The sequence below is a fragment of the Paraburkholderia sp. SG-MS1 genome (assembly GCF_012275575.1).
In the GTDB taxonomy this organism is placed as follows: Bacteria; Pseudomonadota; Gammaproteobacteria; order Burkholderiales; family Burkholderiaceae; genus Paraburkholderia.
Window position 1 is genome coordinate 1 of the sequence record NZ_NPIH01000163.1, and the last position, 11,680, is coordinate 11,680.

The 11,680-nt window shown below is 66.5% G+C and carries 12 protein-coding genes; 9 read left to right on the forward strand and 3 right to left on the reverse strand.

Annotated features, from left to right (window positions below; all coding sequences use genetic code 11):
- The 6 genes from CIC12_RS12655 to CIC12_RS12680 form a co-directional block, all read left to right on the forward strand.
- Positions 1-1,027, forward strand: a 1,027-nt coding sequence (locus CIC12_RS12655) for an ATP-grasp domain-containing protein (protein ID WP_168664448.1), incomplete at its 5' end; no start/stop codon positions are given.
- The gene (gene mch / locus CIC12_RS12660) at positions 990-2,030 is read left to right on the forward strand and encodes a methenyltetrahydromethanopterin cyclohydrolase (RefSeq protein WP_446728004.1); all 1,041 of its coding nucleotides are present in this window, start codon (positions 990-992) and stop codon (positions 2,028-2,030) included. The genes CIC12_RS12655 and mch, both read left to right, overlap by 38 nt.
- Positions 2,027-3,091: an ATP-grasp domain-containing protein gene (locus CIC12_RS12665; RefSeq protein ID WP_238812561.1), complete on the forward strand. Its 1,065-nt coding sequence runs from the start codon at positions 2,027-2,029 to the stop codon at positions 3,089-3,091. The genes mch and CIC12_RS12665 overlap by 4 nt, the downstream gene beginning before the upstream one ends.
- Positions 3,084-3,956: a triphosphoribosyl-dephospho-CoA synthase gene (locus CIC12_RS12670; RefSeq protein ID WP_168664450.1), complete on the forward strand. Its 873-nt coding sequence runs from the start codon at positions 3,084-3,086 to the stop codon at positions 3,954-3,956. The genes CIC12_RS12665 and CIC12_RS12670 overlap by 8 nt, the downstream gene beginning before the upstream one ends.
- A gap of 153 nt (positions 3,957-4,109) precedes the next feature.
- The gene (gene fae / locus CIC12_RS12675) at positions 4,110-4,619 is read left to right on the forward strand and encodes a formaldehyde-activating enzyme (protein WP_168664451.1); all 510 of its coding nucleotides are present in this window, start codon (positions 4,110-4,112) and stop codon (positions 4,617-4,619) included.
- A gap of 122 nt (positions 4,620-4,741) precedes the next feature.
- Entirely contained in the window at positions 4,742-5,152 is a 411-nt protein-coding gene (locus CIC12_RS12680) for a hypothetical protein (RefSeq protein WP_168664452.1), read from the forward strand.
- Between the two features lie 78 nt (positions 5,153-5,230).
- Here the strand turns inward: CIC12_RS12680 and CIC12_RS12685 are convergent, their stop codons facing one another.
- Entirely contained in the window at positions 5,231-5,722 is a 492-nt protein-coding gene (locus CIC12_RS12685) for a dihydroneopterin aldolase (RefSeq protein ID WP_168664453.1), read from the reverse strand.
- 347 nt (positions 5,723-6,069) lie between these two features.
- Here CIC12_RS12685 and CIC12_RS12690 point away from each other — a divergent pair, with 347 nt between their 5' ends.
- Genes CIC12_RS12690 through CIC12_RS12700 form a run of 3 tightly spaced genes read left to right on the forward strand, consistent with a single transcriptional unit; the run spans position 6,070 to position 10,072 of the window.
- Positions 6,070-8,118, forward strand: a complete 2,049-nt coding sequence (locus tag CIC12_RS12690) for a sigma-54-dependent Fis family transcriptional regulator (protein WP_168664454.1) — start codon at positions 6,070-6,072, stop codon at positions 8,116-8,118.
- Positions 8,115-8,711, forward strand: a complete 597-nt coding sequence (locus CIC12_RS12695; protein ID WP_168664455.1) for a flavoprotein — start codon at positions 8,115-8,117, stop codon at positions 8,709-8,711. The genes CIC12_RS12690 and CIC12_RS12695 overlap by 4 nt, the downstream gene beginning before the upstream one ends.
- Complete coding sequence (locus CIC12_RS12700) at positions 8,690-10,072, forward strand: DUF6513 domain-containing protein (protein ID WP_168664456.1); 1,383 nt, start codon at positions 8,690-8,692, stop codon at positions 10,070-10,072. The genes CIC12_RS12695 and CIC12_RS12700 overlap by 22 nt, the downstream gene beginning before the upstream one ends.
- A gap of 7 nt (positions 10,073-10,079) precedes the next feature.
- Here the strand turns inward: CIC12_RS12700 and rpe are convergent, their stop codons facing one another.
- Together rpe and CIC12_RS12710 are read right to left on the reverse strand one after the other, a co-directional pair.
- Positions 10,080-10,787 (reverse strand): ribulose-phosphate 3-epimerase, encoded by a 708-nt coding sequence (gene rpe, locus CIC12_RS12705; RefSeq protein WP_168664457.1) that lies wholly within the window; start codon positions 10,785-10,787, stop codon positions 10,080-10,082.
- Between the two features lie 21 nt (positions 10,788-10,808).
- A partial coding sequence (locus tag CIC12_RS12710) for a ketose-bisphosphate aldolase (protein WP_168664458.1) occupies positions 10,809-11,680 on the reverse strand: 872 nt, incomplete at its 5' end.

An 11,680-nucleotide genomic window follows, 5' to 3' on the forward strand; every position in this document is an offset into this window, starting at 1 on the left:
GCGGCTCACGCATGCGCTTGCGCGCGTCGCGCGTCTGCCGCGTTTTCTCGGCTGGATCGGCGGCAGCGGGCTGGAGCCGCTGATCGCGCAATTGTGCGATGCACCCGGCTTGCCCCGCTTCATCGGCAACACGGCTGAGGCGAGCGCCGCCGTGCGCGAGCCACGGCGTTTTTTCGCGCTGCTCGATGAGCTGCGTATTCCGCATCCGGCTGTCTCGTTCGCGCGGCCCGCGACGGCCCAGGAGGGCTGGCTGTTCAAATTCGCCGACGGCTGCGGCGGCACGCACATCCAACCGGTGGCGACGCTCGGCACGCAGAGCGTGCCCGCGCGAGGCTATTTCCAGCGCATCGGTCGCGGCCGGTCGATGTCGGCCCTTTTTATTGGCGCGCAAAGCCGCGCGCTGCTGATCGGTTTCGCGGAGCAGCTCACCTGCGCACTGGGCGAGCTGGCGTTCGTCCATGCCGGTTCGATCGGTCCGATCGATGTGCCGCCGCAGGTCGCAGCGCGCATGCAGTCCGCCCTTGATGCACTCTGTGCCCGAACCGGCCTGATCGGCCTCAACAGTTGCGACTTCCTGCTCGATGGCGACGCCTTCGAGCTGCTCGAAATCAACGCGCGGCCTTCCTCCACGATGACGCTTTACGAAACGGCGTCGCCCGATGCGTGGCCGGACGGACTGCTCCAATGCCATCTCGACGCTTGCCGTTTCGACCGGCTGCCGTCGAATGGCCGCGCAGCCCTGGCGTGCCAGCCTCGCTGGCGCACGGGCCAGCGCGTGCTGTTCGCGCCCGCGCCGTTCACGGTGTCGGCCGAATTCTCCGACGCCTGTCTGCGCGACCCTCAGTGCCGCGACGTGCCGATGCCCGGCACGCGCGTCGAAGCCGGGCAGCCTGTCTGCACGCTGCTCGTGCGCGTGGCATCGGTGGACGCAGTGCGGCGCGCGCTCGATGCGCAGCGCGCCCTCGTCCTGCAACGAATCGAAACCTGCGATGAGCCCGACCATGTCCGCCTCCCCTACCTCGCCTGACACTTCCCGGCCAGCCGCCGCACCCAGCGTCAACGCGCTGAGCGAGCGCCTCGTCGCCCGGCTGATCGACGATGCCGCCCGCCTTGGCGTCGTCATCAGCCATACGGCAGGCGGCACCGTGATCGTGGACGCCGGGGTCGACGCCCCCGGCAGCATCGACGCCGGCGTGCTGATCGCGCGCATTTGCATGGGTGGGCTCGGACGCGTCGCGGTGCGCTCGAACTTCGACGCGGCGCCGCTCTGGCCCACGATGATCGAAGCGCACACGTCGACACCGGTGCTGGCGTGCCTCGGCAGTCAGTACGCGGGATGGAGCCTCGCGGCCACCAAGGAACAGACCGGCGGCAAAAAGTTCTTTTCGCTCGGCTCCGGTCCCGCGCGCGCGCTGGCCGTCAAGGAGCCGCTGTTCGCCGAACTCGGCTATCGCGACCGCCACGAACGTGGCGTGCTCGTACTCGAAGTCGATCGCATGCCGCCGCAGGTCATCATCGACAAGGTGCTCCATGATTGCGGCCTCGCGCCCGAAGCGCTCACGCTGATCGTCACGCCGACACACTCTGTCGCGGGGACGGTACAGGTGGTGGCGCGGGTGGTGGAAGTTGCGCTGCACAAGACGCACGTGCTCGGCGTGCCGCTCGATGAAGTCGTGGAAGGCACGGGCTCGGCCCCGTTGCCGCCGCCCGCGCCCGACGGCATCCAGGCGATGGGCCGCACCAACGACGCGATCCTGTACGGTGGCCGCGTCCATCTGACGGTCAGGCAAGACGACACCGCGCGGCGCCTCGCCGGGAGCTTGCCTGCCGCGAATTCGCGCGACTACGGACGGCCGTTCGCGGACATCTTCACGTCGTTCAACTACGACTTCTACCAGATCGATCCGGCGCTGTTCGCGCCCGCAGAAGTGTGGGTGAGCAGCCTCGAAAGCGGCGCGACCTATCACGGCGGACAGCTCGACAGCGCGTTGCTGCAGGACCAATGGGGCGGCAAGCCCGTCGCGCCATGACGCTCACGCGAGCTGGCGCGACGCCGGAGATCGACTCCGACGCCAGGTCCGACGCGAAGCACGACGCGAAGCACGCGGGCGTGCGCATCGCGATCCTGACCGACGAAACCGGCTGGCACACCGGACGGCTGAAAAAAGCGTTCCGCGCGCGCGGCGCCGAGGCGCGCTGTGTCGACCTCGCGGATTGCCGCATCGACACCACGTGGCAACCTCACGGGCTGGTGGTGCCGGGCTTCGGTCATGGGCTGCCTGACGCGGTCTTCGTGCGCGGCATCGCCGGCGGCACCTTCGAGCAGGTGACGCTGCGCCTGGGCATCCTGCACGCGCTGCGTGAATCGGGCGTGCCGGTCTACAACGATGCGCGCGCGATCGAGCGCAGCGTGGACAAATCGATGACCAGCTTCCTGCTGCACCGTGCCGGCGTACCGACACCGGCGACGTGGGCGGTCGAATCCGCGGCCTTCGCACAGCGCGTGCTGATGCGCGAGGCGGCCGCCGGCCGCCAGGTCGTGCTCAAACCGTTGTTCGGCTCGCAAGGCCACGGCCTCAAACGGCTCGGCGCGCGCCGCGGCGGGCTCGCGCCATTGCCGTCGCTGGCGCCTTACCGGCAGGTTGCTTATCTGCAGCGTTATGTCGCTGGCGGGCGGCCCGGGTTCGACTGGCGCGTGCTGGTGATCGGCGGGCGCGCGGTGGCGGCGATGCGGCGCGTCGGCGGCAAGGAATGGATTCACAACTTCGCGCAAGGCGCGCGCTGCGAGCCGGCCGAACTCGATGCGCCGCTCGCCCAAACGGCCGTGCAGGCAGCCGCCGCGCTCGGCCTCGACTATGCCGGCGTGGATCTGATCCCCAATCCCGACGACGCCACGCGTCCGCTCGTGCTCGAAGTGAACGGCGTGGCCGCATGGCGCGGCTTGCAGTCGGTCACGCCGCTCGACCTCGCGGCGGCGCTCGCCAATGATCTGCTCGAGCGCAAGCTCGCCGCGCAGCGGCTTTTGCTCACGCAGGCCGATGCGTCAGCCGCTACACCTGCCGTCGCCACGCGGCCCGCACGCCATGCCTGAGACCGGCGCGCTCACGCCCGACCAGGTTCGCGCGGCGTTCCTGCAAGCCTGCGCGCTCGACGTGGCCACGCCGAAACCCGGCAACGTCAGCATGCAAAGCCCCGGCCACGGCATGAGCGGCGCGCAGTTCCTCGCCAGCGCGGACGCCGCGGCGGACGCGCTGCTCGCGCACGGCGCGCCGGTCGGCCGGCGCATTCTCGGTGCGGTCACGCGTACGCGCGACGCGGTCGGCTGCAACACGAACCTCGGCATCGTGCTGCTCGTCGCACCGCTCGCCGCGGCGCTGGAAGACTGTATGGCAGCACCGTCGGCGCACGCGTGGCGCGCGGCGACCTCGCGCACGCTGGCGGCACTCGACGTCGACGACGCGCGCCTCGCCTACCGCGCCATTGCCCTCGCGAATCCAGGCGGTCTCGGCGACGCCCCCGAGCAATCGGTCCATGCACCGCCGACGGTCGGCCTGCTCGACGCGATGCGGCTCGCCAGCGACCGCGACAGCATCGCCCGTCAATACGCGAACGGCTGTCAGGACATCTTCGAAACGGGTCTCGCCGCGTATCGCGAAGCGCCGGCGGGCGCGCCCGAAGCGGCGATGCTCGGCGTGTTCCTCGCGTTTCTCGGCGGCTGGCCCGACTCACACATTGTGCGCAAGCACGGCATGGCGCTGGCGCAGAGTGTCACGCTTGCGGCACGCGAACATCACGCGCGCTGGCGGCAAACGGCGCATCACGCATCACGCGCGCACGCGGCCGCGCAGCTCGACGCATGGGATGCCGAGCTCAAGGCGCGCGCAATCAACCCCGGCACCAGTGCGGATCTCGCGGTCGCCACGCTGTTCGTCGCCGCTTGCCTCGAGAGTGGCTGACAAACAGGCGTCAGGTGATCCGCGCCACGCACTGGCACGGAACATGTTAGTTAGTACCGCCGTGCATCAATACGCCGCCGTGCGATGCAGGAGCAGGACGATTGCAGGCGGCGGCCAATCAGCAGGTCCGTAACCACTCATCGGAGGAACAGAATGGCCAAGATCAACCGCGTCATGATCGGAGAGTCGCTAGTCGGCGACGGCAACGAGGTCGCGCACATCGACTTGCTGATCGGACCGCGAGGTTCCGCTGCGGAAACCGCGTTCTGCCACGCGCTCACCAACAATAAGGATGGCTTCACATCTTTGCTCGCGGTCGTCGCCCCGAATCTGCTTACCAAGCCGAACACGATCCTCTTCAACAAGGTGACGATCAAGGGCGCGAAGCAGGCCGTGCAGATGTTCGGCCCCGCGCAGCACGCGGTTGCCCTCGCGGTCGCCGACAGTGTCGAGGACGGCACGATTCCGCAGGATGAGGCGGACGATCTGTTCCTGTGCGTCGGCGTGTTCATTCACTGGCAGGCGGACGACGACAAGAAGATCCAGCAGTTCAACTATCAGGCGACGCGCGAGGCAATCAAACGCGCCGTCAACGGCGAACCGAGCGCGGCGGAAGTCGTCGCGAAGAAAGGCACGGTCGCGCATCCGTTCGCACCGAACTGATCACGCGCGGCATCGGAGGAGGCGCGGTGCCCGCAAGGGGCCGCCTCCTCACGCATTCTGTTGCACGGCCGAACGCACGTATGTTCGACAAGCAGGCTCAATGCTCCCGCAGAGGCATGACAATGACCATCAGATGTCGCGCGCTTTTCGCCTTCACCTGCCTCGCGCTGGCAGCACCGCTCAGCTGGGCGGAAGGCGATGCGCCCGCCGGACCCGCTCCGGCGGGCGGCTACAACTACCCGACTCAGGGCCGCGTGGAATACGTGCTGACCTGCATGGACGACAATGGCCACGATTTCGCGAACGTCTATAAATGCTCGTGCGTGATCGACAGGATGGCGGCCGCGCTTCCGTACGACGAATTCGTCGCCCAGTCGACCTTCTCGAAGTACGCGACGCTCGGCGGTGAGGGCGGCTCGGAATTCCGCGTCGACCATGCGAAGTCGCAAACGAAAAAATTCCGCGCGCTGCAGATGACGGCGTATCAGGCGTGCGGGTTGGGTTCGCAGAAGACACCCACGGCTGCAAAGTAGTGACGCGATGCACCGCCAATGCGGTGCATGCAAGTGGTGGAGGGCGCCGCCAGTGCGGCGCCGCGTCACCCGCCCCGTTTAATTCGGCACCAGCCCTTCTCCCAGCGATGCATAACTGACGATGCCGGCACCGGTCGCGGACAGTTCACCGCGCCGCCGTTCGATCTGCACACCCACCGCCGCCACGTCGTCGAATTTCGCCGGCTTCGCGAGCGACACCCGGACCCAGTGAGCGCCGAAATCCGCAATCAGTAATTGCGCGATGTTTTCCGCGAGCGCTTCGAGCAAGCGGACCCGATGTGTCGCGAACAGATCGAGCAATGCACTGCGTACGGCCGCATAGTTGACCGTGTCCTCGATCCGGTCCGTCGTGCAGGCACGAATCGCCGGCACGCCGATCGCGAGGTTCATGCGCACCGGTTGCGGGACATGCTGCTCGCTGCTGTCGATACCGATGACCGTCTGGCCGACGAAGTTTTCAATGAAGACGATGTCCATACGCTCGGGCAACGCAGCGGTGTTGGAGATGCCGGGGAAAGCGGCAAGGCGAACAGTATCGATACGATCCATGGTGTGCTCCGCCGCGACGCGGCTTCGGGTTAATACTGCATCAGGAACAGCGGCAACGGCGGCACACTCTGTGCCGAAGGTGCGACAACGCCGTCGAATAGACCCGTCAACAACGCAACGAATGAAGAAAAGCAAATATCGGGCACAGCCGGTGGTGTTAATGCGACTTCCTGTTGAACCAAACCGCCATCGGGCGTAAAGTTTTAAATAGCCGCCAGAGAGAGGCCGGTCGCGTAGGCGCATGCGAACGTACGAATTCGCAGCGTCAGGGGAATACAGGATTGATAAAGCGGCATTCGTGGCGTGCTCAGTAGCCGGTCCGAAATGCCGCAACGGAGACAAACCCCATGTCGTTGCTTGCTGACAGCAATACGCACGTCCGAGAGGTGTTGAACGTCGTCAATCATCAGTTGACTACGCGCCCGACGAGCCAATCCGTCGCCCAATCGTGGGCGCGCTGCATCAACGAATTTCAGCTCGACCCCTCGCGTTTCGTCACCCCGCCAGTCCTCACGCAGTACGAACTAAGCGCGCGTCGCGAAGCGCTCGGCGATCTGATCGCCTGCTCCAAGCTCGAGATGACGACGCTGTATCAGCAACTGGCCGACCCCGAACTCGCGGTCGTGCTGGTCGATGCGGGCGGCGCGATCGTGCATCAGGTGTCGTCGGTGCCGTTTGCCGAGGCGGTCGCCGAAGACGGTTTCCGGGTCGGCGCGCTATGGAGCGAACGCGAAGCCGGCACCAACGGCATGGGCACCTGCCTTGCCGAGCGCGACTGCATCGCCGTGTGTCAGCACGAGCATTTTTATCCGCGCTATACCTCGCTTACCTGCTCCGCCGCGCCGATCTTCGACGACAGCGGCGAGATCGCGGGCGTCCTCGACGTCACGAGCCGCTCCAAGCTGCTGCAACAGCATTCGCTGGTGCTCGTCGGCATGTCGCGGCAGATGATCGAAAACCGTTTGCTCGACGCGCGTTACCGTCACGCGAACATGATTCACTTTCACAGCCGCCCGGAATTCGTCGGCACGCTGCACGGCGGCAAGCTCGCCGTCGCGGACGACAGTACGGTGCTAGCCGCGAATCGCAGCGCGCTGTTCCAGCTCGGCTTCCGCTCGCTCAGCGAACTGCGCGGGCGGCGTATCGAAGAAGCGTTCAACGCGTCGCTCGAAGATATGATCGCGCGCAGCATCCGCGGCTCGTTCCATCCGGTCACCGTGTATAGCGCGAACGCGACGAACCGCTTCTTTCTCGTTGCGCAGACCTCGCAGAACAACAGTGGGCGGGTCGCGCGCGTGCTCGGCAGCGAAGCGCCCGCCCCTCGCAACAGCGCGCCTGAAAAGCGGCCGCCCGCGCCGAAGCTCGACGAGATCGCGCACCTGGAGTTCGGCGACCCGCGCATGGCATCGCAGATTCAGCTGGCCGCGCGCGTGATCCAGCGCAAGATTCCGATCGTGCTCAGAGGCCAGACCGGCACCGGCAAGGAAGTGTTCGCGCAGGCGCTGCATAGCATCAGCCCGCATGCCGGCGGTCCTTTCGTGCCGGTCAACTGCGCGTCGTTGCCCGAGAACCTGATCGAGAGCGAACTGTTCGGCTATCGTGCGGGCGCATTCACTGGCGCGCAGCGCGAAGGACGGCGCGGCAAGATCGTGCAGGCCAACGGCGGCACCCTCTTTCTCGACGAGATCGGCGACATGCCGCTCGTGTTGCAGGCTCGTCTGCTGCGCGTGATCGAGGAACACGAGGTCACGCCGCTCGGCGCCGAAACCACCGTCAAGGTCAATTTCCAGTTGATCAGCGCGAGTCACCGCAATCTGCTCGAACTCGTGCATAGCGGGCAATTCCGCGAGGATCTCTATTACCGGCTCAAGGGTGTCGAGTTGAATCTGCCGCCGCTGCGCGAGCGGCTCGACAAGCTGCCGCTGATCCACCATCTGCTCGCGAACGAGACCGACGATCCGCCGGAACTGAGTCCGCAAGCCGAACACGCGTTGCTGAGTTATGCGTGGCCGGGCAATATCCGGCAACTGCGCCACGTGCTGCAAATGGCGATCGCACTGTCCGACGGCGAGCCGATCGGTTGCGAGGACCTGCCGCCCGAAATCACGCAACGCGCGCCGGGCGGCGACATGCCGACAGCGCTCGGCCTCGCCACCGCGGACATGGACGCGCATCTCACCGAGGACGCGGACATCTCGGCGCTCAACGCGATCCAGTTGAACGAGCGCGAAACCGTGCTGTCATTGCTCGACGAGCACCGCTGGAACGTCAGCAATGTCGCGAAGGCGCTCGGCATCAGCCGCAACACGCTGTACCGGAAGATGCGCCGGCTGCACATCCGGCTGTCGCATGAAGGCTCGCCGTCCGACGGAATGCCGCTCGATCTCGACGCATGACCCCGACGCCCGCACGCGATCTCGCCGACTTCAAGCCGGACGCGCGCTTCGCGTGGTGCGTGACCGGCTCCGGCCATCTGCTCGAAGAGTCCATCGCGCTCGCGCTGCTATTGCCGCGCGTGGACCTCTTCCTGTCCGCGGCGGCAGAGGAAGTGCTGCCCCTGTATGGCTGGCCAATCGACAAACTCCGTGAAAAATTCCGCGTGCTGCGCGACAACAGCGCGAGCGGCGTGCCGGTCGGGATGCTTTATCACGGCGTCTATCACACGGTCGTGATCGCGCCGGCCACCAGCAACACCGTCGCCAAATGCGCGTACGGCATCTCGGACACGTTGCCTACCAACATGTACGCGCAGGCCGGCAAGCAATGTATCCCGGGCATCGTCTTTGCATGTGACACCGAGCCGACCGTGATCACGGCGAGCCCCGACGAATGGGTCGAACTGCGGCCACGGACGATCGAACTCGACAACGTTGAGCGCCTGTCGCGCTTCGAATACACGACGCTCGCCCGCTCGCTCGACGACCTCAAAGCGGCGCTCGATCAACGCCTGTCGACCCTCGATCTTGCATGGACCACATCCTCTTCCTGACCGGCCGGCTTGCCGAACCGAGTCTGCTGCGCGTGCTCGACGGCATGGCGCCGACGCCATTCAGCTGGGAGGTCCGCGAAATCGGTCTGCAGGTCGCCGCGCTGATGACGGCCGACCTGATCCAGCGCCGCGTGCCCGCCCCGCTCACCGCGCAACGGGTGATCGTGCCCGGGCGCTGCCGCGGCGATCTCGATGCGCTCACCCTTCACTATGGCGTGCCGTTCGAACGCGGTCCCGAAGAGGTCAAGGACCTGCCGCAATTTTTCGGCCGCAAGGCGAAGCCGTTCGATCTGAGCCGCTATGAAACCGAGATTTTCGCGGAGATCGTCGACGCGCCGCGCCTCGAGCTCGACGGCATCGCGCGCCGTGCGAGCGAGTATGCGGCTCAGGGCGCCGACGTGATCGACATCGGCTGTCTGCCTGAAACGCCGTTTCCCCATCTCGAAGACGCGGTCCGGCGGCTGAAGGCCGAAGGCTATCGCGTGAGCGTCGATTCGATGCGCACCGACGAACTCTTGCGCGGCGGCCGCGCGGGCGCCGACTATTTGATGAGCCTGAACCTGGACACGCTCTGGATCGCCGACGAAGTACCGTCGACGCCGATCCTCGTCGCGCGCGAGCCGGCCGACCCTGCCTCGCTCGATGCCGCGATCGAACAACTGTCCATGAAAGGCCGCGCCTTCTACGCCGATCCGATTCTCGACCCGATTCCGTTCGGGCTCGCCGTATCGGTGGCGCGCTACGTGCGCTTGCGCGAACGCTATCCGGACATCGCGATCATGATGGGCATCGGCAACGTGACGGAGTTGACCGAAGCCGACACGAGCGGCATCAACGCGGTGCTGCTGGGCATGGCCGCCGAGTTGCGGATCGGCGCGGTGCTCACTACGTCGGTGAGTCTGCATGCGCGGCGTGCGCTACGCGAGGCCGACGTCGCGCGCCGCGTCATGCATGCCGCGCGCGACGCGCAAGTGCTGCCGAAAGGCATCAGCAGCGATCTCGCGACTGTCCATGCGAAACGCCCATTTCCCTATAGCGCCGACGAGATCGACGAGTTGGCGCGCAGCGTGCGCGATCCGAATTTCCGCGTGCAGGTCAGCGCCGACGGCATTCACGTCTATAACCGCGACGGCCATCGGCGCGCGGAAGACCCGTTCGCGCTTTATCCGCAACTGAATCTCGATACCGACGGCGGCCACGCGTTCTATATGGGCGTGCAGCTCGCCCGCGCGGAAATCGCCTGGCGGCTCGGCAAGCGCTTCGATCAGGACCAGCCGCTCGACTGGGGCTGCGCGCTCGATCGTCCCGACGAAGATCTGCTCGCCTGGCGCGCACCCGGCGAGACGATGAAGAAAGGCTGACGTCCAGTCATCCCAGCGCGGCCACGCCTGCGCTTTGCGCCACCGTATCGAGTGCGTCGCGCAGGCGGCCGATTGCCTGCTTGCGATCGGGCGCACCGAACACAGCCGACCCCGCGACGAACACATCGGCGCCCGCCGCAGCGATGCGCGCGATGTTCGACGCATTCACGCCGCCATCGACTTCGACCAGCAGTGGCCGGCCGGTACGCTGCATGGTCGTGTCGACACGCTCGCGCAACAGCCGCAACTTATCCAGCGTTTGCCCGATGAACGCCTGCCCGCCGAAGCCCGGATTGACCGACATCACGAGCACGACGTCGAGCATGTCCGTCACGTGATCGAGCACGGCGAGCGGCGTGGACGGGTTCAGCGCGAGTCCGGCGCGCACGCCGTGCGACTTGATCAGTTCGATGGTGCGATGCACATGCAGCGACGCCTCGGGATGAAAACTGATCGAATTCGCGCCCGCCTCGGCAAAGGCGGCGACGAGCGGATCGACCGGCATCGTCATCAGATGCACGTCGAACGGTATCGTTGTATATGGCCGGATCGCCGAGCACACCAGCGGCCCGACGGTCAGGTTCGGCACGTAGTGGTTATCCATCACATCGAGATGAAGCCAGTCCGCGCCGGCTGCGCCGACGTCGCGCACCTCGTCCGCGAGACGGGCGAAGTCCGCCGACAGCAGCGACGGGGCAATCAGGAATTCACGCATGACGTTCTCCCGCCCAATGGTTCAGTGATAGCGGCGCGCCATCGCCTCGAGCGGGAGCGGCTTGATACGTGCCGCCTGGCCCGCGCAGCCAAACGCCTCGAAGCGCTCGGCGCAGAGTGCGCTCGCGGCCGCCGTCGCCGCCTTGAGCGCCGCGCGCGGATCGAACTCGGAGCGTGCGTTGGCGAGCGACTTGCGCATCGCGCCGCTCATCGCGAGCCGGATGTCGGTGTCGATGTTGACCTTGCGCACGCCATGCGCAATGCCGCGCCGGATTTCCTCGACCGGCACGCCGTACGTCTGCGGAATCTCACCGCCGTATTCGCGGATCACCGCCAGCCATTCCTGCGGCACCGACGACGAACCATGCATCACGAGATGTGCGTTCGGAATCCGTTCGTGAATGTCGATGATCCGGTCGATCGCGAGAATGTCGCCGGTCGGCTCGCGGCTGAACTTGTAGGCGCCATGCGAGGTGCCGATCGCGATCGCGAGCGCATCGACGCCGGTCGCTTCGACGAAGCGCCACGCTTGCTCGGGGTCGGTGAGGAGATCGTCATGCGTGAGCCGGCCGCTCGCGCCGACGCCGTCCTCCTCGCCCGCCGTGCCGGTTTCGAGCGAGCCGAGGCAACCCAGTTCGCCTTCGACCGAGACGCCCACCGCGTGCGCCGCTTCCACCACGCGGCGGCTCACGTCGACGTTGTAGTCGTAGGCGGCGGGCGTTTTCTGATCCGGCAGCAGCGAGCCGTCCATCATCACCGACGTGAAGCCCGAGCGGATCGCCTGCTGGCAAACGGCGGGGCTCGCGCCGTGATCCTGATGCAGCACCAGCGGGATATCCGGGTGCGCCTCCAGCGCGGCGAGCACGAGATGGCGCAGATAGGGCTCGCCCGCAT

What these genes read in the sequence shown, in the direction of transcription:
- CIC12_RS12695 (WP_168664455.1), top strand. Translation starts at nt 8,115, where the DNA reads ATGACCCCGACGCCCGCACGCGATCTCGCCGACTTCAAGCCGGACGCG.
- CIC12_RS12680 (WP_168664452.1), top strand. Translation starts at nt 4,742, where the DNA reads ATGACCATCAGATGTCGCGCGCTTTTCGCCTTCACCTGCCTCGCGCTG.
- CIC12_RS12670 (WP_168664450.1), top strand. Translation starts at nt 3,084, where the DNA reads ATGCCTGAGACCGGCGCGCTCACGCCCGACCAGGTTCGCGCGGCGTTC.
- rpe (WP_168664457.1), bottom strand. Translation starts at nt 10,787, where the DNA reads ATGCGTGAATTCCTGATTGCCCCGTCGCTGCTGTCGGCGGACTTCGCC.
- CIC12_RS12665 (WP_238812561.1), top strand. Translation starts at nt 2,027, where the DNA reads ATGACGCTCACGCGAGCTGGCGCGACGCCGGAGATCGACTCCGACGCC.
- CIC12_RS12700 (WP_168664456.1), top strand. Translation starts at nt 8,690, where the DNA reads ATGGACCACATCCTCTTCCTGACCGGCCGGCTTGCCGAACCGAGTCTG.
- mch (WP_446728004.1), top strand. Translation starts at nt 990, where the DNA reads ATGAGCCCGACCATGTCCGCCTCCCCTACCTCGCCTGACACTTCCCGG.
- CIC12_RS12690 (WP_168664454.1), top strand. Translation starts at nt 6,070, where the DNA reads ATGTCGTTGCTTGCTGACAGCAATACGCACGTCCGAGAGGTGTTGAAC.
- fae (WP_168664451.1), top strand. Translation starts at nt 4,110, where the DNA reads ATGGCCAAGATCAACCGCGTCATGATCGGAGAGTCGCTAGTCGGCGAC.
- CIC12_RS12685 (WP_168664453.1), bottom strand. Translation starts at nt 5,722, where the DNA reads ATGGATCGTATCGATACTGTTCGCCTTGCCGCTTTCCCCGGCATCTCC.